The sequence below is a fragment of the Streptomyces sp. NPDC001157 genome (assembly GCF_053598255.1).
Genome location: NZ_JBSFJW010000004.1, coordinates 72,593 through 98,443, shown reverse-complemented (window position 1 = coordinate 98,443; position 25,851 = coordinate 72,593). Strand labels below are relative to the sequence as shown.

Sequence of the window (25,851 nt, the reverse complement as noted above, 5' to 3'; positions counted from 1 at the left end):
AGCAGGACATACCGCAAGACATACGTGGAGGGACCCGCGGTGGCAGCAGCACCAGTCTGGAGTGTCGACCCCCGTACCGGGAAGCAGCGTGAACAGGTTGCGGTGGAGGCCACAGCCCAGGAGGTGGACGCCGCCGTCCGCGCCGCGCACGCCGCGCGCGGCGCCCTCGCCGACCGCGCGGTCCGCTCGGCCTTCCTGCGCACGGCCGCCGAGCAGCTGGAGGCGGCGAAGGACGGGCTCGTCGAGACCGCCGACGCCGAGACCGCGCTCGGCCCGGTCCGCCTCAATGGCGAACTCGCACGCACCTGCTACCAGTTGCGGGCCTTCGCGGACATCGTCGACGAGGGCGCCTTCCTCGACGTGATCATCAACCACCCCGACGACACCGCGACCCCGCCCATCCCGGACCTGCGCCGCTACAAGGTGCCGCTGGGCGTCGTCGCCGTCTACTCGGCCTCCAACTTCCCCTTCGCCTTCTCCGTCGCGGGCGGCGACACCGCGAGCGCGCTCGGCGCGGGCTGCCCGGTCGTCGTCAAGGCCCACCCCGACCACCCGGCTCTGTCCGAGCTGGTCGCCAAGGTGCTGCGCCGGGCGGCCGCCGCACACGGCATCCCCGAGGGCGTCGTCGGCCTGGTCCACGGCTTCGAGGCGGGCGTCGAACTGGTCAAGCACCCCCTCGTCTCGGCGGCCGGCTTCACCGGTTCCGTACGGGGCGGCCGCGCCCTCTTCGACGCAGCCGCCGCACGCCCGACCCCGATCCCCTTCCACGGCGAGCTCGGCTCCCTGAACCCGGTCGTCGTCACCGAGGCCGCGGCGGCCGAGCGCGCCGAGGCGATCGGTACGGGCCTCGCCGGGTCGATGACGCTGGGCGTCGGCCAGTTCTGCGTCAAGCCGGGCCTGGTGCTCGCGCCGAGCGGTGCGGCGGGCGACCGCCTGGTCAAGTCCCTGACGGACGCGGTCAGCGACACGGACGCCGGAGTCCTGCTGGACCACCGCATGCGGGACAACTTCATCGCCGGGGTCGCCGAGCGTGCGGAGCTTCCCGAGGTCGAGTCCCCGGTGACGCCGGGCGCGGGCGGCGAGCACACGGTGAGTGCCGGGTTCCTGACGGTCTCGGCGGACAAGCTGGCCGAGGAAGGCCAGTACGACCTGCTCCTCGAGGAGTGCTTCGGGCCGGTCACCGTGGTGGCCCGCTACGAGAACGAGGCCCAGGTGCAGGGGGTGCTGTCGCGACTGCCCGGCAATCTCACCGCCACGGTCCATCTGTCGGCGGAGGAAGCGGCCGGGGAGGGCCGCGGCGCGGAGCTGCTGGCCGAGCTGACGCCGCTTGCCGGGCGCGTGCTCGTGAACGGCTGGCCGACCGGTGTTGCGGTCGCTCCCGCCCAGCACCACGGCGGCCCGTACCCGGCGACCACGTCCACGTCGACGTCGGTCGGCGGTACGGCCATCGAGCGGTGGATGCGGCCGGTGACGTACCAGACGGCACCGGAGGCGATCCTTCCGCCGGAGCTCCGGGACGACAACCCGCTGGGATTGCCTCGGCGGTTCAACGGGCGGCTTGAGCGTTAGCGCTCCGCGGGCTGCGCCGTAGGGGTGCCGCGCCCTTAAGGCGGCCTTACCGGCCTGCGACAATCAGCTGATGGACGTGGAACTTCCCGAACTGCCTTTCGCTCTCCGCACCTACGGCCCCGACGGGCACTGGTTGTACGAGGACGGGATCCTCAGTGGATGGGCCGGGCCCCGGCAGGACCGGTTCGTGCCGCCTGCCGGGGAGGCGCTGGATCCGGCTTCCGACGCGCCGCGGCTGCTCGGGGCGCCCGAAGGGGACTTCCAGCTGATCGCGCGGGTCACGGTCGGGTTCGCCTCGGCCTTCGACGCGGGGGTTTTGTACGTCCATGTCGGCGAGCGGGCCTGGGCCAAGCTCTGTCTGGAGTACTCCACGGCCGTGCCCACCGTCTGCACGGTGGTCACCCGGGGACACTCCGACGACGCCAACTCCTTCACCGTGGAGGGCAGTTCGGTCTGGCTCCGGGTGAGCCGCACCGGTCGCGCCTTCGCCTTCCACGCCTCCCGCGACGGCAGGCGCTGGACCTTCGTCCGCCTCTTCACCCTGGGCAACGAGAAGGAGACCGGCGACGCCCTCGTCGGCTTCATGACCCAGTCACCGATGGGAGAGGGGTGTGTGGTCACCTACGACCACATAGAGTTCCGGCCCAACTGGCCCGCGGATCTGAGAGACGGCAGCTGAGCCCTCCGGGGGTCGTGCGGTGTTCGTCTGCGGCGCCGTTGTGGCTGGTCGCGCAGTTCCCCGCGCCCCTTCAGAGCGCTACCGCAACCGAGACGTCGCCGCACCCGTCAGCGCGAGCAACCCCGCACTGATCGCCAGGCTCAGCCGCATTCCCCCAGTAAACCCGTGGGACACCAGCGTCCCGAAGACGGCGATCCCCAATCCCCCCGCCACCTGCCGCGCGGAGTTGAGCACACCGGCCGCGAGCCCGGCCCGCTCCGCCGGCACCGTGTCCATCATCGCGGCCGTCAGCGGCGGCACCGTCAGCGCGCACCCCAGGGCCAGCGGTACGAGCAGCGCGGCCGTCAGGACGGACGACGTGCCGGCGTCGACGTACAGCAGGACGAGCAGCCCCGCGACGGCCAGCGCCTGCCCCACCAGCATCGGCAGCCGCGGCCCGTATCGCCCCGCGAGCTTGCCCGCCACCACGTTCGTCACCGCGATCAAGCCCGTCATCGGCAGGAAAGCCAGCCCGGCGCGCAGCGCGGACAGGCCCTGGACCTGCTGGAAGAAGAGGGAGAAGACGAACACCACGCTGTAGAAGGCCACACTCACCGCCGAGCCCGCCGCGACCGCCACGGCCACCGTCCGGTTGCGGAAGAGCCCGAGGGGGACGACCGGGTGCTGGCTGCGCGTCTCCACGCGGAAGAAGACCACGGCCGCCAGGGCGGCGACGGCCAGGGCCGCCCACCCCGCCGTACCGCCCTCGATCACCGCGAACGTCAGGCCCGTGAGCGCCACCACCGCCGTCGCCTGCCCCGGCAGGTCCAGGGGGGACGGGCGGCGTTCGGAGCGCGGGGCCCGTACGAGCAGGCCCACGATCAGCGCTCCCAGCGGCAGGTTGACGAAGAAGATCCCGCGCCAGTCCCACGCCGTGGTCAGCAGACCGCCCGCCACCGGGCCGAGCGCCACGGCCACCGAACCGCCGGCGGCCCATGCCGCCACCGCGCGCGCCCGCCGCTTCGGCTCCGGATACGCCTGCCGCACCAGCGCCAGTGAGGCCGGGAGCACGACGGCCGCAGCCGCGCCCTGCACCACCCGCGCGCCGATCAGGGACGGCAGGTTCGGCGCCAGTCCGCAGGCCGCCGAGGCGAGCGTGAAGACCGTCGTGCCGAGCGCGAAGGCGCGGCTCGCCCCGGCCCGGTCCGCGAAGGCCCCGGTGGACAGCATCAGCGCGGCGAAGGGAAGGGTGTAGGCGTCCACCACCCACTGCAGACCGGACATCCCCGCGCCGAGGGAGGAGCCGATCGCGGGCAGGGCCACGTTCACCACCGACGCGTCGAGGCAGATCAGCGCGAAGCCGAGGAGGGCGGCGGTCAGGGTGAGCCCGGGGGAGGGCCGCTTGGACGTCAACTCCACGTCGGAGAGGGCAGGTTGGGAGATGCTGAGGATCCGGTCGGTCGACATGACTCCATGCTGCGGATCCCCGCCGTCGTACAGTAGTGGCCCGAATGCCATGCACCCGGAGGTTCTGGCCATGTCCGACCGGCTCGCCCCGCACCGCATCGCCGTGATCGCACCCTCGCCCGTCTCGATGTTCAACCTGGCCATCCCCGAGCTGCTGTTCGCCAAGGTCGAGGTGGACGGGCGGCCGGGCTACGACGTGGTGATCTGCGCCGCCGCACCCGGGCCCGTGCCCACCAGCGGAGGGCTCGACCTGTATGTGCGCGACGGGCTGGAGGCCGTGCGGGAGGCGGACACGGTGGTGGTCGCCGGCACGGGCGCGCCCTATGAGCCGGACCCGCGGATCGTGGCCGCCGTCCGCGAGGCAGCCGACGCCGGCAAGCGGATCGCGTCCCTGTGCACCGGCGCCTTCCAGCTCGCGGAGGCGGGCCTGCTGGCGGGCCGCAAGGCCACCACCTACTGGGCGCACGCCGAGGAGCTGCGCCGGCGCTACCCGCAGGTCGACCTCCAGGGAGACGTGCTGTACGTCCAGGACGGCCCGTACGTCACGGCGTCCGGCTACGCCGCCGGCATCGACCTCTGCCTGCACGTCATCCGCACCGACTACGGCGCCGCCGTCGCCAACGAGGTCGCCCGGCTCGCCCTCGTCGCCCCCGTACGGCCGGGCGGCCAGACCCAGTTCACGCACACCCCGCTGCCGCCCGAGCGCGGCACCGTCTGCGCCGACACCCGCGGCTGGGCCATGCGCAACCTCGACAAGCCGCTCACCCTGACCGATCTGGCCCGCCACGCGGGCGTCTCCGTCCGCACCCTCACCCGCCGCTTCCATGCCGAGAGCGGCGTCAGCCCCCTGCAGTGGCTGCTGCACCAGCGCATCGAGCGCGCCAAGGAGCTCCTGGAGACCACCACCCTCCCCATGGACCAGGTGGCCCGCGCCTGCGGCCTGGGCACGGCCGACTCGCTGCGCGCCCATGTGGTGCGCCGCACCGGGCTGACGCCCAGCGCCTACCGGGCACAGTTCACCCGCCTGGGAACCACGGCCGACGCGGACACGTCCTCCGCTGCATGATCGGAGCGAACCGGACCGTCGAGTCCGTGGTGATCAGAACCGCCCTGCGGGTCGAGGCCGCCGCCGTCGCCGCCCTGCACCTACGCGCCCGCGCCACCTACTACCCGGACGGCCTCCCGGACGACGGCCTCGACTGGCCGAACCTCTGGAGCGATGCCATCGAACGCCCCGACGGCCAGGTGCTGTGCGCGGTCCGCGACGCCCGCCTGGTCGGCATCGCCTCCTTCCGCACCCCGGAGGGTGCCCCGGCAGAAACGGTCAAGCTGTTCCAGTTCCACGTCGACCCCGGCCACTGGCGCTCCGGTGTCGGCACGGCCCTGCACACCGCCTGCGTCGAGCAGTGGCGGGCCGACGGCAGGCGTACGGCCGTCCTCGACGTGCACGCCGGCAACGAGCGCGCCCAGGGCTTCTATGCCCGCCAGGGCTGGGTACCGGACCCGGAGAACCCGCCCGCCGCGGGCGACCATCACCTGTTCCTGCGGTATGCGGTGACCGGGGAATGATCCCCGCTGCTTGAACGTTCATTCACTCGGCGGAGGGTGCCTCCGTACCCGTACGAGCTGGAGAGAGCCGAGAACATGAAGGTCGAGATCTGGTCGGACATCGCATGTCCCTGGTGCTATGTCGGGAAAGCTCGATTCGAGAAGGCGCTCGACGCCTTCCCGCACCGCGACCAGGTCGAGGTCGTGCACCGCTCCTTCGAGCTGGACCCCGGCCGCGCCAAGGGCGACATCCAGCCGGTGATCAAGATGCTCACCAAGAAGTACGGCATGAGCGAGGCGCAGGCGCAGGCCGGTGAGGAGAACCTGGGGGCCCAGGCCGCGGCCGAGGGTCTTGAGTACCGCACCCGGGACCGCGACCACGGCAACACCTTCGACATGCACCGTCTGCTGCACTTCGCCAAGGAGCAGGGCAAGCAGGACGAGCTGATCCAGATCCTCTACAAGGCGAACTTCGCCGAGGAGCGGTCCGTCTTCAGCGAGGGCGACGAGCGGTTGGTGGAGCTGGCCGTCGCCGCCGGTCTGGAGGCCGAGGACGCCCGCAAGGTGCTCGCCGACCCGGCCGCGTACGCCGACGAGGTCCGCGCCGACGAGCGGGAGGCCGCGCAGCTCGGCGCCAACGGTGTGCCGTTCTTCGTGCTCGACCGCAAGTTCGGTGTCTCCGGCGCCCAGCCCGCCGAGGTGTTCACCCGGGCGCTGACCCAGGCCTGGGGCGAGCGCTCGCCGCTGCAGCTGATCGACCAGGGTGACGCGGACGCCTGCGGCCCCGACGGATGCGCCGTGCCGCAGCACTGAGAAAGTGCGCAGGTCGGGGCTGTCATATAAGCGTTCCTTAGTGGAACCACGTAAAAATCGGCAATGGACTATGGGTTCCTCCGGGCTCACAGTGGACCCATGGAGACCTTCGAGAGCCTGGTCCGTGCCGAGTTCGCCCCGAAGAACACCTATCTGAACACCGCGAGCACCGGCCTGCTGCCGACGCGCACCGTGACCGCCATGCGCACCGCGGTGGAGGCGGCCGCGGCCGGTGATCCGACCGACATGTTCGCGGACGTCGAGGCGAGCCGTGCCTGTTTCGCGCGGCTCGTCGGGGTGCCCGAGCTCCGGGTGGCGGCCGGGGCCTCGGTCGCCGTCTACAGCGGCCTCATCGCCGCCTCCCTGCCGGAGGGCGCCGAAGTCCTCACCGCCGAGGGCGACTTCAGCTCCGTGGTGAACCCCTTCCACGTCCGCCCCGACCTCAAGGTGCGCAGCGTGCCCCTGGAGCGCGTCGCCGAGTCCGTGCGGCCCGGCACCGCCCTGGTCGCCGTCAGCGCCGCGCAGTCCGCCGACGGGCGGGTGGCCGACCTGCCCGCGATCCGGCAGGCGGCGCGCGAGCACGGAGCCCGTACGTACATCGACGCGTCCCAGGCCGCCGGATGGCTGGACTTCGACGCGGACGCCCACGACTACTCCGCCTCCGTCGCCTTCAAGTGGCTCGTCTGCCCGCGCGGAGTGGCCTTCCTCGTCGTCCCGGAGGACCTCGGCGGACTCACCCCGCTGTTCGCCGGCTGGGTGGCGGGGGAGCGCCCCTGGGACGCCTGTTACGGCCCCATCGACGAACTCGCCCACTCCGCAAGGCGGTTCGACGAGAGCCCCGCCCTCTTCTCCTACGCCGGCGCCCGCCGCTCCCTCGAACTCCTGGAGGAACTCGGCACGGACGCCGTACGCGCCCACGACCTCGCCCTCGCCGACCGCTTCCGCGCGGGCCTCGCCTCCCTCGGCCACGAGCCCGTTCCGTCCCCCGGTTCACCGATCGTCTCGGTCCCGGGACTCGGCCGTCGCCAGGGCGAGTTGAGCGGCGCCGGAGTGGAGGTCTCCGACCGCGCGGGCAACCTGCGGGCCGCCTTCCACCTGTACAACACCGTGGCCGATGTCGACCGGCTGCTGGACGTCCTGTCCGACTGAACCACTGGCGCGGGCCCTGCGAGGACGCTAGGAAGGGCACGTGGAGTCCACGGGCAGTACCCCACCGCAGCCGCCCGCCGACGCGGAGCTGCACCGGCGGCTGGTGTACGGGGACGAGTCCGCGCTGGCCGAGGCGTACGGGACCTACGGGGCTCTGGTGCGGCGGGTCGCCGTGCGGGTCACCCGCTCCACGGCCGCCGCCGAGGACGTGGCGCAGGAGGTCTTCGCCCAGCTGTGGAGCAGGCCGTACGCCTTCGACGCGGACCGGGGCTCGCTGCGCACCTGGCTGTCCGTGCTCGCCCACCGCAGGGCCGTGGACTGGGTGCGCAGCGAGGCCAGGCACCGCAAGGACATCCGCACCGACGACTCGGCACTGCACGCGATCCCGGACGCCGCACCCGGCCCGGACGAGACGGTCGTCGACCGCGAACGCTCCCTCCTGCTGCACTCGGCCCTCGCCGAACTCCCCGAGCCCCAGCGGGAGGTGGTGCACCTGGCCTACTTCGCCGGACGCACCTACCGGCAGGCCGCCGTCGAACTCGGCATCCCCGAGGGCACCGCCAAGACCCGCCTACGCACGGCTTTACGCACCTTGGCGGCTTCTTTAACGGATTTGACCGACCCACCCGACCATGCGCTGGAAAGGGGCGCATGATGACGGCAGGGTGTCCCGAAGACGGTCCGGAACACGGTCCGGCACGGGAAGGAGGGGCTCGGTGACCGACGACCACGACGGCGTACGCGACCTGCTGGCCGCATGGGCCTTCGGCGCTCTCCCGCCGGCCGAGGAGCAGGCGGTTCCCGGGCACCTCGCCGAGTGCGCGACCTGCGCGGCGGAGGCGGAACGTCTGCGCGAGACGGTACGGCTGCTCGACGGACCGGCACCGGACCGCACACAGGGGCACTCCACCCTCGACGTCCTGTCCACCGCCCTGCGGGCCCGCCCCGCCACGCCCCGCGTGGCCGCGCACGCCGCCCCCTACGCCGCCGCCGTCGCCGGACTCAGGGCGCTGCTGCCCGAGGCGGAGGGCCGCTGGGGCACACCGGTCGTGCACGACTGGGACGTGCACGCGACCGTCGCCCATCTGCTCGCCGCCGACGAGCCCCTGGCCGGCCGGCTCGGCATCGCGGCGCGCCTACCGGCCGCCCCGGCCGCCGAGGGCGCAGGCTGGGAGGAGGCCTGGAACCGCCGTACCGCCGAGGTCATCGCGCACGAGCACGGCCGTACGCCCGATGAGACGGTCGCCGACTGGGCGGCGCAGGCGGCCGCGCTGCTCGCCACCCCCGAGGCCCGCGAGCCCGAACCGGCAGCGCGGGCAACGATGTTGATGGGCGTACGGCTGCCCATCGCCGATCACTTCGTGGTGCGCGCCTTCGAGACCTGGATCCACAGCGACGACATCGGCCGTGCCCTGGGCCTCGCCGTCCCGCCGCCGCCCGCCGGGCACCTGGGGCAGCTGGTACGGCTGGCGGTCCGCATCCTCGGTCTGGCCCTCGGCCCCAGCGCACAGCCGGTGCTGTTCGCCGTGGACGGTGCCGAGCAGTGGGTGCTGGGCTCGGAGGGCGAGCCCGTCCGGGCCGAACTCGCCCTGGATCCGGTCGACTTCTGCTACCTGGTCGGCGGCCGGCACACCGCCGACCAGGTTCCGCGCCGTGCCACCGGAGACGAGAGCGCGGTCAGGAACGTACTGGAGCGGGCGGCGTCACTGTCGTGGCTGTGAAGCCGCGAACCCTGTGACACCGCCCGCTCCAGAACAAGTCGCCCACGTCACCGCACGGGAGTGAAGTCCCTCGCGCCAATGAACTCGGGCCGGCGGATGGGCGCCGCGAAGGGCTCCACGGCCGCGTTCTCCACGCTGTTGAACACGATGAACACGTTGCTGCGTGGGAACGGCGTGATGTTGTCGCCCGAGCCGTGCATGCAGTTGCAGTCGAACCAGGTCGCCGAACCGGCCCTGCCCGTGAAGAGCTTGATGCCGTACTCGCTCGCCATGGCGGTCAACGCCTCGTCCGAGGGCGTGCCCGCGTCCTGCATCTGCAGCGACTGCTTGTAGTTGTCCTTGGGCGTGGCTCCCGCGCACCCGAGGAACGTCTTGTGCGACCCCGGCATGATCATGAGGCCGCCGTTGGTGTCGTAGTTCTCGGTCAGTGCGATCGAGACGGACACCGTGCGCATGTTCGGCAGGCCGTCCTCGGCGTGCCAGGTCTCGAAGTCCGAGTGCCAGTAGAAGCCGCTGGCCCCGAAGCCCGGCTTGACGTTGATCCGCGACTGGTGGACGTACACGTCCGAGCCGAGGATCTGCCGGGCCCGGCCCACGACCCGCTCGTCGCGCACGAGATGGGCGAACACCTCGCTGATCTTGTGCACTTCGAAGACGGAGCGGATCTCCTTGGACTTCGGCTCGATGATCGAGCGCTCGTCGGCCCGGATCGCCGGGTCGGTGACGAGGCGCTCCAACTCCTGCCGGTAGACGGCGACTTCGTCCTCGGTGATGAGCTGGTCGATGGCCAGGAAGCCGTCACGCTCGAACGACTGGAGGTCGCCGGTCGTGATGGGGCCCGGTGTGTCGGGGGAGCCCCATACGACGGGGTCCTGGCGCGGGGTCGACACCTCGGTGGTGCCGCGGCTGGGATAGAGATCGGTGACGGTGGTCATGGTGATGTCACACCTCCTCGGGCTCGGGCTCGGTGAGCAGCGGGTAGACGCCGTTCTCGTCGTGGTCCTCCCGGCCGGTCACGGGCGGGTTGAAGACACAGATGCAGCGGAAGTCCTCCTTGATCCGCATCGTGTGCCGCTCGTGCCCGTCGAGGAGGTACATGGTGCCGGGCGTGATCGTGTACTTCTGCCCGGTCTCGTCGTCGGTGAGCTCGGCCTCGCCCTCGACGCACACGACGGCCTCGATGTGGTTCGCGTACCACATCGACGTCTCCGTACCCGCGTACAGAATCGTCTCGTGCAGGGAGAAGCCGACCCTCTCCTTGGCGAGGACGATGCGTTTGCTCTCCCAGGTACCGGACGCGGCCTTCACATGCCGGTCGGTGCCTTCGATGTCCTTGAACGAACGGACGATCACGGTGCTTGCACTACTCCTTGCTGGTCGTGGCTAGATGGTTTCGCGTACGGCGCGGGCGAGGGTGCTGAGCCCCTCGTCCATCTCGTCGGCCGTGATGGTGAGCGCCGGGAGGAGCTTGACGACCTCGCCCTCGGGGCCCGACGTCTCGATGAGCAGCCCGAGTTCGAAGGCGCGCCGCGCCACCCGCGACGCACGCTCCTTGTCGTGGAACTCCAGGCCCCACACGAGCCCGCGGCCGCGGTACTCCTTGACGTCGGCGCGGTTCTCCTCGGTGATGGCGGCGAAGGCCTCCTCGACCTGCTCGCCGCGCGCCCGGGTCTGCTTCTCCATCGCGGACCCGTCCGCCCAGTACGCCTCCAGGGCGGCGGTGGCCGTGACGAAGGCGGGGTTGTTGCCGCGGAAGGTGCCGTTGTGCTCGCCCGGCTCCCAGATGTCCAGCTCGGGCTTGAACAGGCACAGCGACATGGGCAGTCCGTAGCCGCTGATCGACTTGGACACGGTGACGATGTCGGGCGTGATGCCGGCCTCCTCGAAGGAGAAGAAGGCACCGGTACGCCCGCAGCCCATCTGGATGTCGTCGACGATGAGCAGCATGTCCTGGCGCTCGCACAGCTCGGCCAGGGCCCGCAGCCACTCGGGCCGCGCGACGTTGATGCCGCCCTCGCCCTGCACTGTCTCGACGATCACGGCCGCGGGCTTGTTGAGGCCGGACCCCTGGTCCTCCAGGAGCCGCTCGAACCACAGGAAGTCCGGCACCTTGCCGTCGAAGTAGTTGTCGAACGGCATGGGCGTGCCGTGGACGAGCGGGATGCCGGCCCCGGCCCGCTTGAAGGCGTTGCCGGTGACGGCCAGCGACCCCAGGGACATCCCGTGGAAGGCGTTGGTGAACGACACGATGGCCTCGCGCCCCTTCACCTTCCGCGCCAGCTTGAGCGCGGACTCCACGGCGTTGGTGCCGGTCGGGCCAGGGAACATGACCTTGTACGGCAGGTCGCGCGGCCGCAGCACCAGATCCTGGAAGGTCTGCAGGAAGGAACGCTTGGCGGTGGTCGACATGTCGAGCCCGTGCGTGACGCCGTCCCGCTCCAGGTAGTCGATCAACGCCCGTTTCAGGACGGGGTTGTTGTGCCCGTAGTTCAGCGAGCCCGCGCCGGCGAAGAAGTCCAGGTACTCGTGGCCGTCCTCGTCGTACATGCGGCTGCCGTGCGCACGGTCGAAGACGGTGGGCCAGCCGCGGCAGTAGCTGCGCACCTCGGACTCGAGTGTCTCGAAGACGCTGAGGTCGGGCTGGGTGATGGTCACGACGAATCGCTCCTCGTTGCGTGGGGGGAGTGCGTGTGGGTCGTCAGTGGGGTGGGTCATCGGTGCCGTCATCGGTGTGGTCGTCCGCGTCGGTCAGAGGGAGAGGGGACCGATGCGGTACAGGACTTCGGGGTCGTGCGGCCCGTCGGGGAACAGGCCCTCGTCGAACAGCACCTCGCGCTCCACGAGGGCGCCGTGCCGCTCGGCGAACGAGGTGAACAGACGCTCGGAGCCGGTGTTGCCGGGTGTGATGGTGGTCTCGACGGCGGTGATCCGGTGCGCGGCACCGGCCCGCGCGACGAGCCCGTCGAGCAGCGCACCGGCGAGCCCGCGCCCGCGGTACGCCTCGTCCACGGCCACCTGCCAGATCAGCAGGGTGCGCGGGCGGTCCGGTCGTACGTACGCGGTGACGAAGCCGACCGGCTCCCCGCGCCCGTCGCGGGCCACGGCCGAGGTGGCCGCGAAGTCGCGACACCACAGCAGATAGCTGTACGACGAGTTCAGGTCGAGGGCCTTCGAGTCCTTGGCAATCCGCCACAACGCGGCTCCGTCCGCGACCTGCGGACGGTCGATGTGCAGATCTGCTTGAGCGGCAGTCATGCGGATTGAATTTACCGAGGGAAATTCGAAATTGCATCGCCGGTGAGGGTTACGCACGGCGGGCTCATGTGTTATCGCGCGGGCGCGAGCGATCACTCAAAGTAGGGGCGATACCGGGGGCTTTGTCCGAAAAATATGGGGCAAATCGACCGCGATGTGTAACGCGTCACAAGCATGTAACCGCCACGAGATCTGCCCGAATTCCCCCGGTTGGCGTTCGCGAAATCTTTGCGTTTAGGTCGGGAAAAAGCGGGCAGAAGAACACGGGAAGCTGTGCAGGAATGAATTCCGGAAATACGCTCGAAGTTTCTCCCGGAATTAGAATCCGGTTACTCCGTCGATCCGTTCCCGCAAGATGTCGGCATGGCCGTTGTGCCGGGCGTACTCCTCGATCATATGAATGAACACCCACCGCAGACTGACCTCCAGCCCCGCCATGGGGCCGTCGACGATCCGCCCGGTGTGATCCAGCGACCGCACGGCACACAACTCCCGCCCGCGCGCGATCTCCCGGCGCCACACGTCCAGCGCCTCGTCCAGCCCCCGCGCCGGGTCGAGCACGTATCCGGTCTCCTCTCCGAACAGCGGCGGTACGTCGAGCCCGCCGACCACCCGCTGAAACCAGTTCCGCTCGACCTCGGCGAGGTGCTGCACCAGCCCGAGCAGCGTCAACGCGGACGGCTCGGCGGACGCCAGCCGCACCTGCGCATCGTCCAACCCCGCGCACTTCAGGGCCAACGTGCTTCGATGAAAGTCGAGCCAACTGTCGAGCATGGGCCGCTCGTCGCCGGTGAGGTGGGGGATGGGGCGGCCGTCGGGGAGAGTGTCCATGGCCCGAGCATGACACCCCCCGCGGTGCCGGCCTGGGGGCTGCCGCCCCCAGGCCCCTGCTTTCGGCCTGAACGGCCTCGTCCTCAAACGCCGGACGGGCTGAAAGATCAAGCCCCGGCGGGCGAAGAAGACCGGGTCACCCCCAGCTCTGCTCCGCAGCCCGCCGAGCCCCGGCAAGGTCAACCGTCAGCCCCCGCTCGGCCAGCGCGCCGCCCAGCGCCGCCAGGCACCCCTGCACCACCCCCACCGAGGCATCCACCCCATAGTGATTGACCCGAACCATCTCTTTGGCCAACGCACCCCCACCTGCCGCCAACGGCAGCGAAGGATCGCCCTCGAGCGCCCGAGCCACCAACTCCGACGCCACCACCCCGGCAGGCGCCCTCAACGTGGTGGCGACCGGCGCCGCCTCCCGCGCCGAGTACACATACGGCTCCAGCCCTCCACCCAGCGCCACCGCTCCCGCCCGAGTAGCCGCCGCGGCCGCCGCATGCCGGGCCATCACGGCATCCAGCCCCACCGTCTCGATCCGCTCGACACACGCCTCCAGCGCCAGCATCTCCAGCTGCGCCGGCGCATGCAGCAGCGCCTTCCGCCCGCCGTCGACCCACCGCTCCTTCCAGTCCAGCAGCGACAGATACGAGCGACGCGGCGCCCCCGGGTTGGCCGCCATCCGCGCCCACGCCCGCTCGCTCACCGACACGGCCGACACCCCCGCCGGCCCGCCCATCGCCTTCTGCGCCCCGATGACGCACAGATCCACACCCCACGCGTCCGGCAGCACGGGCTCGGCCCCGATGGAGGCGACCGCGTCCAGATAGAACAGCGCCCCCTGCTCCCGTACGACCTCCCCGATCTCCGCGACGGGGTTGGTGTTTCCGGTTGCCGCCTCCGCATGCACCAGCGACACGAAGTCGATCTCGGGACGCTCGGCGAACGCGGCCCGGATCTGCTCGGCGGTGACCGCCGTGTGGAAGGGCACGGCCAGGTCGACGACCGTCGCGCCGCAGTCCCGCAGCCAGTTCCCGAAGGTCTGCCCGTACGGACCCGTGATGACGTTCAGCGCGACCGTCCCCGGTCCGGCGGTCGCGCGAATCGCCCCCTCCAGCGGCAGCAGCGCCTCACCCTGCATGATCACGACGTCCTGCTCGGTGCCGAGCAACCGCGCCACCCGGTCCTCGATCGACGCGAAGTGCGCGGCGCTCATCGGGGGCAGATCGAGGAAAGGGTGGGTCACGACGGTGCTCTCTTCGCTCACGAGTGGTCGGCTCGGTCGAGGGTATCCACCATCCGTGACCCCACTCGTGCCTCTCCCGCCACTTGAGACTTCTTAGGCCGGGCAGCCCCGCCACCATCGGTTTGATTTGAGAGACCCAAACATCTCCTTATAATCGGAACCCACAGTTCCCACACAGGAGGCCACCCGTGAAGACGTTCTCCGGGCGCCGGACCCGCATTCTGGCCGCCACCACCGCGACGGCCGGGCTGGTGCTCGTGGCTGCCTGCACGTCCACCGGCAACGGTGGCAGCGGGAGCAAGACCGCCGCAGGCGGCGTCGAGCTCGTCAAGGCCGGACAGCTCACCACCTGCACCCACCTGCCGTACCCGCCCTTCCAGTCGGAGATCAACGGCAAGGTGCAGGGCTTCGACGTCTCGATGATCGACCTCGTGGCCAAGGACCTGGGTGTGAAGCAGCAGATCCTCGACACGCCCTTCGAGAACTTCAAGACCGGCGCGTTCCTCAACTCCGGTGAGTGCGACGTGGCCGCGGCCGGCATGACCATCACCGCCGAGCGCAAGAAGAACGTCGACTTCTCCGACCCGTACTTCGACGCCACCCAGGCCCTTCTGGTCGACAAGAACAGCGGCATCACCTCGCTCGCCGACGCGAAGGCCAAGAAGGTCAAGCTCGGTGCCCAGGCGCAGACCACCGGCGAGGACTACGCCAAGAAGCAGGGCTTCGACCCGGTCTCCTTCGAGTCCTCCGACGCCGTCCTCAACGGCCTGCGCACCGGCCAGGTCAAGGCCGTCATCATCGACTACCCGGTGGTCCAGGGCTGGCTCAAGGACAAGGCCAACGCGGACAAGTTCAAGGTCGCCGACAACCTCAACACCGGTGAGCAGTACGGCTTCACGGTGAAGAAGGGCAACACCAAGCTCCTCGCCGCCCTCAACAAGGCGATCAAGGACGCCAAGGCCGACGGTACGTACAAGAAGCTGTACGAGAAGTGGATCGGCCCGTACAACCCCTCCGCCACCTCCCCGTCCCCCGCCGCGTCCTGACCCATGACCTCCGACACGGACGTACAACTCCAGCCCAGGAAAAAGGGCCTGACGCGCAGTCAGAAGCGGAGCCTGTCGCGCGGCGCGCAGTACGTCGTCTTCGTCGCCGCCGTGATCGCCTTCGCGGTCTCGGCGGACTGGGGGCGGTTGAAGAACCAGTTCGCGCAGGGCAGCATCGCCAAGCAGATGTTCCCGGACGTCATCACGCTGGCGCTGAAGAACACCGTGCTGTACACGCTGTCCGGGTTCGTCGTCGGCCTGGCGCTCGGCATGGTGATCGCGCTGATGCGGCTGTCGTCGGTGGGCCCGTACCGCTGGCTGGCCGGCATCTACATCGAGATCTTCCGCGGCCTGCCCGCCCTGCTGATCTTCATCTTCATCGGGGTCGCCGTCCCGCTGGCCTTCCCCGGCACGGAGATCGTCGGCGGCACGTACGGCAAGGTGGCCCTTGCGCTCGGCCTGGTCGCCGCCGCCTACATGGCCGAGACGATCCGCGCGGGCATCCAGGCGGTGCCCAAGGGGCAGATGGAGGCGGCCCGTTCGCTGGGCTTCTCACCGGCCCGTGCCATGGTCTCGATCATCATCCCGCAGGCCTTCCGCATCATCCTTCCGCCGCTGACCAACGAGCTCGTCCTGCTCTTCAAGGACTCCTCGCTCGTCCTGTTCCTCGGCGTCACCCTGGAGGAGCGCGAGCTGTCCAAGTACGGCCGTGACCTGGCCAGTACGACCGCCAACTCCACGCCGATCCTGGTCGCGGGCCTGTGTTACCTGCTGATCACGATCCCGCTCGGCTTCGTCGTGCGCCGTATGGAGGCGAAGGCCCAGGAGGCCGTCAAATGAGCCGTCCGGAAATCGAAGTACGCGGTCTGCACAAGTCCTTCGGCGACAACGAGGTGCTGCGCGGCATCGACCTGGAGATCGGCCAGGGCGAGGTCGTCTGCGTCATCGGCCCGTCCGGCTCGGGCAAGTCGACCCTGCTGCGCTGTGTGAACCTGCTGGAGGAGCCCACCAAGGGCCGGGTCTTCGTGGGCGGCACCGAACTCACCGACCCCGATGTCGACATCGACGCCGTACGCCGCCGTATCGGCATGGTCTTCCAGCAGTTCAACCTGTTCCCGCACCTCACGGTGACCGAGAACCTCACGCTGCCGCAGCGCCGGGTGCTGAGGCGGGACAAGGCGAAGGCCGCGCGGGTGGCCGCCGAGAACCTGGAGCGCGTGGGCCTGTCGGAGAAGGCGGACGCCTACCCCGCCTCCCTCTCCGGCGGCCAGCAGCAGCGCGTGGCGATCGCCCGCTCGCTGTCCATGGGCCCCGAGGTGATGCTGTTCGACGAGCCGACCTCGGCGCTCGACCCCGAGCTGGTGGGGGACGTACTGGCCGTGATGCGCATGCTCGCGAACGAGGGCATGACCATGATGGTCGTCACCCACGAGATGACCTTCGCCCGCGAGGTCGCCGACCGGGTCGTCTTCATGGACGGCGGCACCATCGTCGAGGACGGCACCCCCGACCAGGTCATCGGCAACCCGAGCCATGAGCGGACCCGTCATTTCCTGTCCCGGCTCCTCGACCCGGCGATGGCCCAGGTGGAGGAGGAGACCTCGGACCAGGTGGGCGGGGTCGGCTGACAGTGCCGGGTGCGAGGGTCGGCCATGAACTCGGCGCAGGTGGAACACGCTTGGGAAGAGACCGTCGCCCCGTCTGCGATCCGACCGTCGAGGGCGACATCATCAACGTCGACGACGACTGCCCGGCGTCGATCGTCCTGGGGGACCTGCGGGCCGTGAACGTCCCCTCGATCTCGCCCAGGACGCGGACCCGGCCTCGGTACTCGTCCCCGAGGTGCTGCGCGAGGACGGCGACGACGACCCGCGCGGCTTCGACGCCCCGAGGGTGCACGGCGGCCGGCTGCTGAGCCGGATCGGGGAGGGACTGCCCGTCGTCCTAGGCTGAGGCCCATGAGCGATCGCGCGGTGCTGCATGTGAAGGGCAGGGTCCTCGTCGGACCCGAGGACGTCCGGGACGAGCTGTGGGTGGTCGACGGCCGTGTCTCCTACGACCGTCCCGGCGGCGCGGACGACGTCCGTACCGTCGAGGGCTGGGCGCTCCCCGGGCTCGTCGACGCCCACTGCCACGTCGGCCTCGGCCCGCACGGGCCGGTCGAGCAGGACGTCGCCGAGAAGCAGGCGCTCACCGACCGCGAGGCGGGCACCCTCCTCATCCGAGACGCGGGCTCGCCCTCGGACACCCGCTGGGTCGACGACCGAGAAGACCTCCCGAAGATCATCAGGGCGGGACGTCACATCGCCCGCACCCGCCGCTACATGCGGGGCTACGCCTGGGAGATCGAGCCGGACGAACTGACCGCATACGTCGCCCAGGAGGCCCGCCGCGGCGACGGCTGGGTGAAGCTGGTCGGCGACTGGATCGACCGCGACCTCGGCGACCTGGCCCCCAGCTGGCCGCGGGAGGCCGTGGCGGCGGCCATCGCCGAGGCCCACCGCCTGGGTGCCCGCGTCACCGCGCACTGCTTCGCCGAGAACTCCCTCCAGGACCTGGTCGAGGCAGGCATCGACTGCATCGAGCACGCGACGGGCCTGACCGACGACCTGATCCCCCTCTTCGCCTCGCGCGGCGTCGCGATCGTCCCGACGCTCGTCAACATCGCGACCTTCCCGCAGCTCGCCGACGGCGGCGAGGACAAGTTCCCGCAGTGGTCGGCCCATATGCGCCGGCTCCACGAACGCCGCTACGACACCGTGCGAGGCGCCTACGACGCCGGCATCCCGGTCTACGTCGGCACCGACGCCGGCGGTCACCTCGCGCACGGCCTGGTGGCGGCCGAGGTGGCGGAGCTGGTCACCGCCGGCATCCCGCCCGTCGAGGCGCTGTCGGCGACCACCTGGGGCGCGCGGAAGTGGCTCGGCCGCCCCGGCCTGGAGGAGGGGGCCCCGGCCGACCTCGTGGTGTACGAGAGCGATCCACGGGCCGACGTACGTGTGCTGGAGGCCCCTCGGCGGGTAGTGGTGAACGGACACGTCGTCGGCTGACCGACGCGGGCGCAAGGCGATACGGCGGTGAAAGAGTGGAACGCCTGTGCCTGGTGATTCGAAAATGTTCACGGCGAACGCACGATGGGGTGAACTGGCGCCGGAATGCCGCCGGGGTGCCCCCGGTGCGCAATTCTTGACGGGTCCCGAGCAAGAATCCTCTGAGGGGTCCCCACCTTGAACGGCAAGAACTTCCGCATGCCCGCACGCCGTCTCGCCACCGTCGCGACGGCCACGGCCCTCGCCGCCGGTCCCGCGGCGCTGGCCGGCGCGGGCGCCGCGCACGCGACTGGCGACCAGGGCCGCGCGAGCGCCGTCGTCCTGCGCACCGGGCTCGATGTCTCCCTGCTCAACAAGACCGTGAACGTCCCCCTCGCGGTCTCGCTCAACCAGGTCGAGGCACCCCGCAGCGCCGAGAAGACTGCGCTGAGCGCCGAGCTGGACGGCGTGAACGGCGGCAGGGCCTTCAGCGTGCTGGACGCGAAGGCGGCGAAGTCCGCGGCGAGCGTCACCTCCGACCGCGCCGAGGGCTACACCAACCTCACCCACGCCAGTGTCCACGTCCCGGGGCTGCCGCTGCTGTCCCTCATCGAGCTGGAGCAGGTCACCTCGAAGGCGGTCTGCGAGGCCGGGAAGAAGCCCGTCGCCTCCTCGAACCTGGGCGGCTCGGTGACCGTCCTGGGCAAGAAGGTCACCCTGACGACCGGCGGCACCACGGTGGTCAGGGCGGCCGGCATCGGTGAGGTGCGCCTCGGCCTGTCGAAGACGGAGACGACGTCGCGTACGGCGGCCGCCACCGCCCTGGAACTCAAGGTCTCCGTCAACCCGTTGAAGCTGAACGTGGCCGAGGTCGAGGGCACGGTCACCCTGGCGAAGGCGACCTGCGAGACGCCGGCGGCGGTGCAGCCCTCGGGCGCGCCCAGCACCGACCCTGCCGGCGGCTCCGGCGGCACCGGTGCCATCAAGGCGCAGGGTGAGGAGTCCGGGCTTGCCGAGACCGGCGGTAGCTCCATGACGCCGTACATCGCCGGTGGGGCGATCGCCCTGGTCGTGGCGGGCGGCGGAGCGGTTGCGCTGGCGCGGCGAGGCCGGAGCTAGGCGCTCCGCTGGGGGCGCGGGGATGGGCCGGTTTTTGGCTGCGGGCTCGATGTGGCTGGTCGCGCCCACGCGGCGGAGCCGCATATCGATACCGCCCCGCGCCCCTAAAGGGGCGCCAGGGTCAGCGCTTGGTCCAGTGCCTGGAGGAACTTGTTGACCGTCGTCCGGTCCCGCACCGCCAGCCGTAGCCACTCCTCGCCCAGGCCCGGGAACGTGTCCCCGCGTCGTACCGCGAAGCCCAGGTTCCGGAGGTGGCCGCGTACCGCGGCCGCCCGGGGCAGGCGTACGAGGACGAAGGGGCCCTCCGCGGGCTGTGTCACCCGCAGCCCGTCCGAGGCGAACTCGCCGAGGCCGGCGACGAGGTGGGCCCGGTCGGCGGCGATGCGGTGCGCCGCGTGCGCCGCCTCCGCCAGGGCCTGTGGCCCCATGCAGGCCTCGGCGGCGGCCAGCGCGGGCGTGGACACCGGCCACAGCGGCTGGGCGCGCTCCAGTTCGGCGATCGTCTCGGGGGCGGCGAGGACGTAGCCGATCCGCAGTCCGGCCAGCCCCCAGGTCTTCGTCAGGCTGCGCAGGACCACGAGCCCCGGCACGTCCGTCCGTCCGGCCAGTGCCTCCCGCTCTCCCGGCACCGCGTCCATGAACGCCTCGTCCACGACCAATGTCCGTCCAGGACGGGCGAGTTGGGCGACGGTCGCGGCGGGATGGAGGACGGACGTCGGGTTCGTCGGGTTGCCGATCACCACCAGGTCCGCGTCCTCGGGGACCGCCGCCGGATCCAGCCGGAAGCCGTCCTCCTCCCGCAGCAGCACCCGGTCCACCGTGTGGCCCGCGTCCCGCAGGGCCGCCTCCGGCTCCGTGAACTGCGGGTGCACGACGACCGGTCGGCGTACCTTCAGGGCGCGGGCGAGCAGCACGAAGGCCTCGGCGGCACCGGCCGTCAGCAGCACCCGCTCCACCGGGAGCCCGTGCCGCGCCGCCACCGCCGCCCGCGCGGCCCGTCCGTCCGGATAGGCCGCGAGGGAGCCGAGCGAGCCAGCGATGCGCTCGCGCAGCCAGGCGGGCGGTGTGTCCGCGCGGACGTTCACCGCCAGGTCGACCAGGGCGGAGCCGTCGTCGCGCACCTCGGCGTCACCGTGGTGCCGGAGATCGTGTTCAGTGGGCATGGGCGTGTCCGCCGTGGTGGTGGCCGTGGTGGTGATGGTGACCGTCGTCGTCCGGGTGGAAGTGCGGCTGCTGGGGGAGGCCCACCTTGTCCTCGAAGCCGGGCAGCGCGATGCGGTACACGCACGAGTCGCAGTTCATCCGCAGGTCGCCCTTGACGGCCTCCTCGTACCGCTCCATCACCAGATCGAGCAGCTCCGGCTCCGGGCCGATGACGTCCGCGGAGTGCACCTCGACCTCCGGGTGCGCGGCCGCCCAGCCCTCCGTCTGCTGCCGCACCCGGTCCGGCAGGATGCCGGTGAACAGGAAGTAGGGGAGGACGACGATCCGGCGTGCCCCCAGTTGCACGCACCGGTCCAGGCCGCTCGGCACGTCCGGTGCCGCCAGCGACACGAACGCCGTCTCCACGCCCGCGTACCCGCGTCCCTCCCACAGCAGCCGCGCCGCCTTGTACACCTCGGCGTTGGCGTCGGGGTCCGTGGAGCCGCGCCCGACCAGCAGCACGGTCACGTCCGCTCGGTCGTCCGGCGTCCGCGCGGTCCCTCCGAGCGCCTCGTCCAGCCGCCGCTCCAGCACCGACAGCAGCGAGGGGTGCGGGCCCAGCGGACGCCCGTACGTGTAGGAGATCCCCGGGTGGCGCTCCTTCTCGCGGGACAGGGCCGCCGGGATGTCGCCCTTGGCGTGCCCGGCGGAGACCAGCATCAGGGGCACGGCGGCGAAACGCCGCACCCCCCGCTCCACCAGCTCGGCGACGGCCTCGCCGAGCGGCGGCGGCGAGAGCTCGATGAAGCCGCCCGCGACGGGCAGGTCGGGGTGGCGGTCCCCCAGCTGCCGTACGAAGTCACGGAACGCCTCGGCTCCGGCCTCGTCCCGGGTGCCGTGACCGGCGATGAGCAGGGCGGGCGGCGGGGTGGTCACGATGTCTCCTCGGAGTACGAAGTGGGGTGGTACAGCAGAGCGTTCAGTGCGGCCGAAGCGACCGCCGAGCCGCCCTTCTCGGACACGTTGCTCACCGCGGGCAGCCCGCTCTCGCGCAACGCGGCCTTGGACTCGACCGCGCCGACGAAGCCGACGGGCAGGCCGATGACCAGTGCGGGGGAGGCGTCCAGGGTCAGCAGTTCCTCCAGGGCGGTCGGCGCGTTGCCGATCACCCAGAGGGCACCAGGGCCGACCTGCTCGTAGGCGAGCCGTATCGCGTGCGCCGAACGGGTCAGACCGGGACCGGCGACGGCGTCCCTGAGCCGGCAGACCGTCTCGCGCCGGGTGATCCCGGCCGCGACCATCTCCACGTCCACGACGACGGGCGCCCCGCCGTGCAGGGCCGCGTACGCCTTTTCCAGGGCGGCCTCGTCCATGACGAGATCGGTCGCGTAGTCGAGGTCGGCGGCGGAGTGGACGACCCGCTCCACCACCGCGCGCGTCAGCGGCGGGAAGTGCGAGGTGTCCAGGCGGGCACGCAGCCGCCGGTAGGACTCCTCCTCGATCGGATGGACCACACGGTTCACCGGTCGGCCTCCTGCCAGCGGTAGCCGCGCGGCGTCACCATGCGCCCCGCGATCTCACGGGTCGCCGTGTTGCCCACGGTCACGACCGTCATCATGTCGACCGTCGCCGGGTCGAGCGAGGCGAGGTCCGTCACTCGGCTGGATTCGTCCGGCCGGGACGCGTTCCGTACGACACCGACCGGCGTCGTCGGCTCCCGGTGTTCCGCGAGGATCGCCAGCGCCTTCGGCAGCTGCCAGTCCCGGCCCCGGGAACGGGGGTTGTAGAAGGTCACCACGAGGTCGGCCTCGGCCGCGGCCCGCACCCGCCGCTCGATGACCTCCCACGGTGTGTGCAGGTCGGAGAGGCTGATGGACACGTGGTCGTGGCCGAGCGGCGCGCCCAGGATCGCGCCGGCGGCGAGCGCCGCGGTGACTCCCGGTACGCCGATCACGTCGATGTCGTCGGAGGCCTCGGCGAGCGCGGGGGAGGCCATGGCGTACACGCCGGCGTCGCCGCTGCCGATCAGCGCGACCGCCTGCCCCTTCCGGGCCTCGGCGACCGCGGTACGCGCCCGCTCCTCCTCGGCGCCGAGCCCCGACTCCAGGACCCGGGTGCCGGGCCGCAGCAGGTCGCGGATCTGGTCGACGTACTGGTCGAGCCCGACGAGCACGGAGGCCCGCCGCAGTTCGGCCGTGGCGCGCGGGGTGAGCAGATCGCGGGCACCCGGACCGAGTCCGACCACCGCTAGCCGTCCGCGCCCCGGACGCCGTACGACGGCACAGGTGGCCATCGAGGCGTGCCCGTCGGCACGTGCCGACTTCCGCTTGGGGACGAGGAGTTCACCGCCGCGGACGAGCGCGGAGGCCTCGGCCACGGACGAAGTGCCCACGGCGTTGAGCGGCGCGTCGGAGGGGTTGGGGACCTCGACCTTCGCCAACTCCTCGGCGGAGTAGGTCACCAAGGGCACGCCGAGCCGCGCGGCCGCCTCGACGATGCCGGGCTCTTCGCGCTTGGCGTCCACGGTGGCGAGCTCGGCGACGCTACGAGGAGACAGTCCCGCATCCCGCAACGCGCCCTCGACCAGCCCGAGCACCTCGTCGGCCGGGGCGCCCTTGGACGCACCGACACCGACGACGAGGGTCGGCGGACGCAGCAGCACCTCACCGTCGGCGGGTTCGGCCGCACGGTCCGTCAGCCGCACGGTCCGCGTGCCCTCCGCCGCGAACGGCACCGGCGGCAGCGGCCACGCCACCTCCGCGTCCAGCGCGACCGGCTCCCCGTCCAGCAGCGCCCGCGTCACACCGGCCACGTCGCCCTCCACCGGGAGGCCGAGCGTGTCCAGGCCGGGGATGCCGACGGCGTCCGTCCCCGTGGTCACCACAGGCGCCGCACCCAGCAACTCACCCACCCGCTCGGCGAGTTCATTGGCACCGCCCCCGTGTCCGCCCACCAGCGACACGGCGAACCGCCCGCCCTCGTCGACGCACACCACACCGGGGTCGCTCTTCTTGTCCCCCAGCAGGGGCGCCACGAGTCGAACCACCGCCCCCGTCGCCAGGAAACACACGAGCTGCTCGCACTCCGCGAACGCGGCTCGTACGGCGTCCCCCACAGGACCCTCGTACACGCGCGTGCGGTCCGGCCACGCCGCGGCCAGCCGGTCGCGCGCCGCCGCCCCCGCCGCGGTGGCGGAAATGAGGCCGATCACAGGGCAACTCCTTCGTGAGACACGGGGGTTCTGGTCCCCCACAGCAGGAATACGGGGTTCGTCGCCGCGAGGCGGGTGACATCCCCCGGCAGCGGTGCGAGCCGCGAGGACTGCAGCAGCACGCCCTCGCAGTCGAACCCGGCATCGGTGAGCGCCGCGCGCACCGCGGGCACTCGGTCCAGCGCGGCCATGGCGACCACGACCGTCCGCCGGGCCCGCCGCGCGCACGCGCCGACGATCTCGGGCAGCTCGCGCCCCCCGCCGCCGACGAACACGGCGTCGGGATCGTCGAGTTCGTCCAAGGCGTCCGGCGCCGTCCCGTGCACCACGTGCACGCCGACGCCGTGCGCACCGGCGTTGGCGCGGATCCGCTCCACCCCGTCCGGGGCCTTCTCGACGGCGCTGACCGCGGCGCCCAGCCGCGCGCACTCCACGGCCACGGAACCCGAGCCGGAGCCGATGTCCCAGACCAGGTCGCCGGGGCGCGGCCCGAGCCGGGCCAGGGCCAGCGCGCGTACCTCGAACTTGGTGATCATCGAGTCGCGATGCGCGAACTCACTCTCGTCCAGCGCCCATCCGGAGGCTCGTACGACCGCTCCCGCCAGCGTGCGTGCGCGACCGAGCGCCCGCGTCTCGTCCAGGCACAGGACGACACTCACCGCCGTACCCCAGTCGCGGCCCGCGGCCTCGGCGGGGGAGACGCGCTCCAGGCGCTCCTCGTCCGAGCCCAGCGCGGAGGCGACGACGAGGACCCGGCCGGGCGCGGTGCGGGCGAGCGCGGCGCCCAGTTCCGCCGGACCGGCACCCGGCCCGGTCAGCACGCCCACCTTCGGGTGCGCCCGGCACACGTTGACGGCCGTCCGCGGATCCCGCCCGTGCGCACTGACGACGACCGCGTCGTCCCAGGTCAGCCCGAGCCGGGCGAAGGCGGTGGCGACGGACGAGACACCCGGCCGTACGTCCAGACGCTCCGCACCGAACCGCTCGGCCAGCGCCCGCACGATCCCGAAGAACCCGGGGTCGCCGGAGGCCAGCACGACCACCCGCCGGTCCTTGCCGACGTACTCCTCCATGGCGTCCAGGGCGGGTGCCAGCGGGCCGAGCACGATCCGCTCGGCGGTCTCGGGCAGCCGCACGGCGTCCAGGTGCCGTCGCCCGCCCACGACGAGCTCGGCCCCTGCCACCGCTTCGTGGGGGACGGGTGCGCCCGTCCCCGTGCCGACGACCGTGATCACGTACTGGCACCCCGCGTGCGCAGGGCCCTGCGGGCCTCCGGGTCGGCCTTGCGGTAGCCGTGGAAGTGGCCGGGGTGGTACAGGTGCGAGCGAGTGCCCTCGGCGTCCAGCGCCGGGCCGACCAGGAACAGGGTGTGCTTCCAGAGCTTGTGCTCCTTGACCGTCTCCTCCAGCGTCCCGATGGTGCAGCGCACGATCAGCTCCTCCGGCCAGGTCGCCTGGTAGGCGACGACGACCGGCGTGGACGTCGGATAGCCGCCCTCCAGCAGCTCCCGCACCAGCTGCCCGCTGCGGGCGGCGGACAGGAAGATCGCCATGGTGGTGCCGTGCTTGGCGAACTCCCGCACCTCCTCACCGGGCGGCATCGGCGTCTTGCCGCCACCGAGCCGGGTCAGCACGACGGACTGCGCGACCTCCGGGATGGTCAACTCGCGCTGCGCGAGCGCGGCGACGGCCGAGAAGGCGGACACACCCGGCACGACCTCCGTCTCGATGCCGATCCGCGCACACCGGTCGAGCTGCTCCTGCGTACCGCCCCACAGAGCGGGATCCCCGGAGTGAATACGGGCGACCTTCAGACCGGTGTGATGCGCGCGCTCGTAGACGGCGACGACGTCCTCCAGCGACATCGTCGCCGAGTCGAGGATCTCAGCGCCCTCGCGCGCATGCTCGAGGACCTCCGCCTGCACCAGGCTCGCGGCCCAGATCACCACGTCGGCCTCGGCGATGGCGCGCGCGGCACGGAACGTCAACAGGTCGGCGGCGCCGGGGCCGGCACCGACGAAGGTCACCTTGCCGGTGGGGGCATCGGCCATGGGAA

General features: G+C 71.6%; 26 protein-coding genes. 13 read left to right on the top strand and 13 right to left on the bottom strand.

Features of this window, described 5'->3' with window-relative positions:
- Positions 1-39: 39 nt before the first annotated feature.
- Together ACWDAG_RS08750 and ACWDAG_RS08745 are read left to right on the top strand one after the other, a co-directional pair.
- Positions 40-1,569, top strand: a complete 1,530-nt coding sequence (locus ACWDAG_RS08750; RefSeq protein ID WP_450694892.1) for an aldehyde dehydrogenase (NADP(+)) — start codon at positions 40-42, stop codon at positions 1,567-1,569.
- Positions 1,570-1,639: 70 nt separating this feature from the next.
- A complete protein-coding gene (locus ACWDAG_RS08745; RefSeq protein ID WP_450694891.1) occupies positions 1,640-2,248 on the top strand; it encodes a DUF1349 domain-containing protein in 609 nt (202 codons plus the stop codon).
- Positions 2,249-2,326: 78 nt separating this feature from the next.
- On the opposite strand, the gene ACWDAG_RS08740 is transcribed toward ACWDAG_RS08745, so the two are convergent.
- Positions 2,327-3,694 carry an MFS transporter gene (locus tag ACWDAG_RS08740; RefSeq protein WP_450694890.1) on the bottom strand — a complete coding sequence of 456 codons (1,368 nt, stop codon included), beginning with the start codon at positions 3,692-3,694 and terminating at the stop codon, positions 2,327-2,329.
- Positions 3,695-3,764: 70 nt separating this feature from the next.
- On the opposite strand from ACWDAG_RS08740, the gene ACWDAG_RS08735 reads away from it, so the two are divergent.
- The 6 genes from ACWDAG_RS08735 (at position 3,765) to ACWDAG_RS08710 (ending at position 8,925) form a co-directional block, all read left to right on the top strand.
- The gene (locus ACWDAG_RS08735; RefSeq protein ID WP_450694889.1) at positions 3,765-4,760 is read left to right on the top strand and encodes a GlxA family transcriptional regulator; all 996 of its coding nucleotides are present in this window, start codon (positions 3,765-3,767) and stop codon (positions 4,758-4,760) included.
- A complete protein-coding gene (locus tag ACWDAG_RS08730; protein WP_450694888.1) occupies positions 4,757-5,263 on the top strand; it encodes an N-acetyltransferase family protein in 507 nt (168 codons plus the stop codon). Before ACWDAG_RS08735 ends, ACWDAG_RS08730 begins: the two co-directional genes overlap by 4 nt.
- Before the next feature lie 75 nt (positions 5,264-5,338).
- Complete coding sequence (locus tag ACWDAG_RS08725) at positions 5,339-6,055, top strand: DsbA family oxidoreductase (protein ID WP_450694887.1); 717 nt, start codon at positions 5,339-5,341, stop codon at positions 6,053-6,055.
- 99 nt (positions 6,056-6,154) lie between these two features.
- Positions 6,155-7,204: an aminotransferase class V-fold PLP-dependent enzyme gene (locus ACWDAG_RS08720; protein WP_450694886.1), complete on the top strand. Its 1,050-nt coding sequence runs from the start codon at positions 6,155-6,157 to the stop codon at positions 7,202-7,204.
- 40 nt (positions 7,205-7,244) lie between these two features.
- Positions 7,245-7,859 (top strand): RNA polymerase sigma factor, encoded by a 615-nt coding sequence (locus ACWDAG_RS08715; RefSeq protein ID WP_450694885.1) that lies wholly within the window; start codon positions 7,245-7,247, stop codon positions 7,857-7,859.
- Positions 7,860-7,920: 61 nt separating this feature from the next.
- Positions 7,921-8,925 (top strand): maleylpyruvate isomerase family mycothiol-dependent enzyme, encoded by a 1,005-nt coding sequence (locus tag ACWDAG_RS08710; protein ID WP_450694884.1) that lies wholly within the window; start codon positions 7,921-7,923, stop codon positions 8,923-8,925.
- Between the two features lie 47 nt (positions 8,926-8,972).
- On the opposite strand, the gene thpD is transcribed toward ACWDAG_RS08710, so the two are convergent.
- The 6 genes from thpD to ACWDAG_RS08680 form a co-directional block, all read right to left on the bottom strand.
- Positions 8,973-9,860 (bottom strand): ectoine hydroxylase, encoded by an 888-nt coding sequence (thpD, locus tag ACWDAG_RS08705; RefSeq protein WP_450694883.1) that lies wholly within the window; start codon positions 9,858-9,860, stop codon positions 8,973-8,975.
- 7 nt (positions 9,861-9,867) lie between these two features.
- Positions 9,868-10,278 (bottom strand): ectoine synthase, encoded by a 411-nt coding sequence (locus tag ACWDAG_RS08700; protein ID WP_030933607.1) that lies wholly within the window; start codon positions 10,276-10,278, stop codon positions 9,868-9,870.
- A 30-nt stretch (positions 10,279-10,308) separates the two neighbouring features.
- The gene (ectB, locus tag ACWDAG_RS08695; RefSeq protein ID WP_450694882.1) at positions 10,309-11,580 is read right to left on the bottom strand and encodes a diaminobutyrate--2-oxoglutarate transaminase; all 1,272 of its coding nucleotides are present in this window, start codon (positions 11,578-11,580) and stop codon (positions 10,309-10,311) included.
- A 93-nt stretch (positions 11,581-11,673) separates the two neighbouring features.
- Positions 11,674-12,180 (bottom strand): diaminobutyrate acetyltransferase, encoded by a 507-nt coding sequence (gene ectA / locus ACWDAG_RS08690; protein ID WP_450694881.1) that lies wholly within the window; start codon positions 12,178-12,180, stop codon positions 11,674-11,676.
- 318 nt (positions 12,181-12,498) lie between these two features.
- The gene (locus ACWDAG_RS08685) at positions 12,499-13,011 is read right to left on the bottom strand and encodes a DinB family protein (RefSeq protein ID WP_450694880.1); all 513 of its coding nucleotides are present in this window, start codon (positions 13,009-13,011) and stop codon (positions 12,499-12,501) included.
- A 136-nt stretch (positions 13,012-13,147) separates the two neighbouring features.
- Positions 13,148-14,248: a pyridoxal-phosphate-dependent aminotransferase family protein gene (locus ACWDAG_RS08680; protein ID WP_450694879.1), complete on the bottom strand. Its 1,101-nt coding sequence runs from the start codon at positions 14,246-14,248 to the stop codon at positions 13,148-13,150.
- Positions 14,249-14,436: 188 nt separating this feature from the next.
- On the opposite strand from ACWDAG_RS08680, the gene ACWDAG_RS08675 reads away from it, so the two are divergent.
- The 5 genes from ACWDAG_RS08675 (at position 14,437) to ACWDAG_RS08655 (ending at position 19,442) form a co-directional block, all read left to right on the top strand.
- Positions 14,437-15,294, top strand: a complete 858-nt coding sequence (locus ACWDAG_RS08675) for an ABC transporter substrate-binding protein (RefSeq protein WP_450694878.1) — start codon at positions 14,437-14,439, stop codon at positions 15,292-15,294.
- A 3-nt stretch (positions 15,295-15,297) separates the two neighbouring features.
- Complete coding sequence (locus tag ACWDAG_RS08670) at positions 15,298-16,134, top strand: amino acid ABC transporter permease (RefSeq protein ID WP_450694877.1); 837 nt, start codon at positions 15,298-15,300, stop codon at positions 16,132-16,134.
- Positions 16,131-16,922, top strand: coding sequence for an amino acid ABC transporter ATP-binding protein (locus ACWDAG_RS08665; RefSeq protein ID WP_450694876.1), 792 nt, complete (start codon positions 16,131-16,133; stop codon positions 16,920-16,922). Before ACWDAG_RS08670 ends, ACWDAG_RS08665 begins: the two co-directional genes overlap by 4 nt.
- 330 nt (positions 16,923-17,252) lie before the next feature.
- Entirely contained in the window at positions 17,253-18,344 is a 1,092-nt protein-coding gene (locus ACWDAG_RS08660) for an amidohydrolase family protein (protein ID WP_450694875.1), read from the top strand.
- A gap of 177 nt (positions 18,345-18,521) precedes the next feature.
- On the top strand, positions 18,522-19,442 hold the full coding sequence (locus ACWDAG_RS08655; protein ID WP_450694874.1) for an SCO1860 family LAETG-anchored protein: 921 nt from the start codon (positions 18,522-18,524) through the stop codon (positions 19,440-19,442).
- Between the two features lie 104 nt (positions 19,443-19,546).
- Here ACWDAG_RS08655 and cobC read toward each other — a convergent pair whose 3' ends face one another.
- The 6 genes from cobC to cobM are packed head-to-tail and all read right to left on the bottom strand — an operon-like array spanning position 19,547 to position 25,846.
- Positions 19,547-20,605 carry an Rv2231c family pyridoxal phosphate-dependent protein CobC gene (cobC, locus tag ACWDAG_RS08650; protein WP_450694873.1) on the bottom strand — a complete coding sequence of 353 codons (1,059 nt, stop codon included), beginning with the start codon at positions 20,603-20,605 and terminating at the stop codon, positions 19,547-19,549.
- The gene (locus ACWDAG_RS08645; protein WP_450694872.1) at positions 20,595-21,521 is read right to left on the bottom strand and encodes a sirohydrochlorin chelatase; all 927 of its coding nucleotides are present in this window, start codon (positions 21,519-21,521) and stop codon (positions 20,595-20,597) included. Before ACWDAG_RS08645 ends, cobC begins: the two co-directional genes overlap by 11 nt.
- On the bottom strand, positions 21,518-22,108 hold the full coding sequence (locus ACWDAG_RS08640; protein WP_450694871.1) for a precorrin-8X methylmutase: 591 nt from the start codon (positions 22,106-22,108) through the stop codon (positions 21,518-21,520). Before ACWDAG_RS08640 ends, ACWDAG_RS08645 begins: the two co-directional genes overlap by 4 nt.
- Positions 22,105-23,796, bottom strand: a complete 1,692-nt coding sequence (gene cobJ / locus ACWDAG_RS08635) for a precorrin-3B C(17)-methyltransferase (protein WP_450694870.1) — start codon at positions 23,794-23,796, stop codon at positions 22,105-22,107. Before cobJ ends, ACWDAG_RS08640 begins: the two co-directional genes overlap by 4 nt.
- The gene (gene cbiE / locus ACWDAG_RS08630; protein ID WP_450694869.1) at positions 23,793-25,031 is read right to left on the bottom strand and encodes a precorrin-6y C5,15-methyltransferase (decarboxylating) subunit CbiE; all 1,239 of its coding nucleotides are present in this window, start codon (positions 25,029-25,031) and stop codon (positions 23,793-23,795) included. Before cbiE ends, cobJ begins: the two co-directional genes overlap by 4 nt.
- On the bottom strand, positions 25,028-25,846 hold the full coding sequence (cobM, locus tag ACWDAG_RS08625; RefSeq protein ID WP_450694868.1) for a precorrin-4 C(11)-methyltransferase: 819 nt from the start codon (positions 25,844-25,846) through the stop codon (positions 25,028-25,030). The genes cbiE and cobM overlap by 4 nt, the downstream gene beginning before the upstream one ends.
- Between the last annotated feature and the right edge of the window lie 5 nt (positions 25,847-25,851).

What these genes read in the sequence shown, in the direction of transcription:
- ACWDAG_RS08745 (WP_450694891.1), top strand. Translation starts at nt 1,640, where the DNA reads ATGGACGTGGAACTTCCCGAACTGCCTTTCGCTCTCCGCACCTACGGC.
- ACWDAG_RS08740 (WP_450694890.1), bottom strand. Translation starts at nt 3,694, where the DNA reads ATGTCGACCGACCGGATCCTCAGCATCTCCCAACCTGCCCTCTCCGAC.
- ACWDAG_RS08735 (WP_450694889.1), top strand. Translation starts at nt 3,765, where the DNA reads ATGTCCGACCGGCTCGCCCCGCACCGCATCGCCGTGATCGCACCCTCG.
- ACWDAG_RS08730 (WP_450694888.1), top strand. Translation starts at nt 4,757, where the DNA reads ATGATCGGAGCGAACCGGACCGTCGAGTCCGTGGTGATCAGAACCGCC.
- ACWDAG_RS08725 (WP_450694887.1), top strand. Translation starts at nt 5,339, where the DNA reads ATGAAGGTCGAGATCTGGTCGGACATCGCATGTCCCTGGTGCTATGTC.
- ACWDAG_RS08720 (WP_450694886.1), top strand. Translation starts at nt 6,155, where the DNA reads ATGGAGACCTTCGAGAGCCTGGTCCGTGCCGAGTTCGCCCCGAAGAAC.
- thpD (WP_450694883.1), bottom strand. Translation starts at nt 9,860, where the DNA reads ATGACCACCGTCACCGATCTCTATCCCAGCCGCGGCACCACCGAGGTG.
- ectA (WP_450694881.1), bottom strand. Translation starts at nt 12,180, where the DNA reads ATGACTGCCGCTCAAGCAGATCTGCACATCGACCGTCCGCAGGTCGCG.
- ACWDAG_RS08685 (WP_450694880.1), bottom strand. Translation starts at nt 13,011, where the DNA reads ATGGACACTCTCCCCGACGGCCGCCCCATCCCCCACCTCACCGGCGAC.
- ACWDAG_RS08670 (WP_450694877.1), top strand. Translation starts at nt 15,298, where the DNA reads ATGACCTCCGACACGGACGTACAACTCCAGCCCAGGAAAAAGGGCCTG.
- ACWDAG_RS08665 (WP_450694876.1), top strand. Translation starts at nt 16,131, where the DNA reads ATGAGCCGTCCGGAAATCGAAGTACGCGGTCTGCACAAGTCCTTCGGC.
- ACWDAG_RS08660 (WP_450694875.1), top strand. Translation starts at nt 17,253, where the DNA reads ATGAGCGATCGCGCGGTGCTGCATGTGAAGGGCAGGGTCCTCGTCGGA.
- cobC (WP_450694873.1), bottom strand. Translation starts at nt 20,605, where the DNA reads ATGCCCACTGAACACGATCTCCGGCACCACGGTGACGCCGAGGTGCGC.
- cobM (WP_450694868.1), bottom strand. Translation starts at nt 25,846, where the DNA reads ATGGCCGATGCCCCCACCGGCAAGGTGACCTTCGTCGGTGCCGGCCCC.